We start from the raw sequence: 959 nt of genomic DNA, 5'->3' as shown, positions 1-959 counted from the left end.
CGCAGGCGGTCCGGCTGCCCGACGGCTGCGGGTTCACGATCTGCGGCATACGGCCGCCAGCTGGATGGTCGCCTCCGGCGCCTCGGTCAAGGTGGTGCAGCGGATGCTGGGGCACGCCACCGCGGCCATCACCCTGGACACCTATGCGGGGCTGTTCGACCACGAACTCGATGACGTCGCCCGGCGCCTGGACCGAATGCTCACGGACAACCCCGATGGGGACGCAAACCGCAAGGACGCGCGGTGAGCCACGACCCCGACCACGATTCGCTCACACCCACTGTTGCCGCACCGGCGCCGCGTGCTAGCGTTGAAGCATGCAATATTTGCTGTTCCTCTAACGGTGATCGCGGCCAGCCGCGCTCGTTGAGCCTGCTCCGAGCGTGTGGTCATGCGTCCATGACCCAGTGGTCACCGTTTTGCGTGCCCCCACACCCCTTGTCAGTGCCTGGTCTATTCTGCCCTGCCTGCTGCGGTGCGGCGCGCCCACCCAAAAGGAACACCGTGCCTATCACTGCCCCAACCTTCCCTGCCCGTTCGCGCGCCCAAATCGTCCTGTCCGACATCTGGCTGGCCCTGGGCGCCAACCCCATCCTGCGTGGGGTGGATCTCGTGGTCACCCCCACCTCCCGCATCGCCGTGGTCGGGGAAAACGGCCGCGGCAAATCCACGCTGCTGCATGTGCTCTCCGGGCACCTGACCCCCGACAGCGGCCAGGTCACCCGCATCGGCACCCTGGGCATCGCCGAACAGGAGATGTCCACCGACGATCAGCGCACCGTGGGTGAAGTCGCCGCCGCGGCGGTCCGGCACGCGGTCGCGGCACTGGAGCAACTCGATGCCGCGGCCACCGCCCTGTCCGAGGGAACACCCGCGCCGATGACCGTTACGCCCAGGCCCTGGAACTGGCCCTGGCGCTGGACGCCTGGGACGCCGAACGACGGGTGCGGGTGGCCATG

2 protein-coding genes are annotated in these 959 nt (G+C 68.6%); both read left to right on the top strand.

What is annotated here, in order from left to right:
* Nucleotides 1-247, top strand: a 247-nt coding sequence (locus JCM19049_RS15500; protein ID WP_279403367.1) for a tyrosine-type recombinase/integrase, incomplete at its 5' end; no start/stop codon positions are given.
* Nucleotides 248-504: 257 nt separating this feature from the next.
* On the top strand, nt 505-959 hold a 455-nt coding region (locus JCM19049_RS15495), incomplete at its 3' end, for an ATP-binding cassette domain-containing protein (protein ID WP_279403366.1).

This window comes from Arthrobacter sp. JCM 19049 (assembly GCF_001310435.1).
The sequence above is the reverse complement of the archived record's forward strand: the minus strand, read 5'-3'. Positions and strand labels throughout refer to the sequence as shown.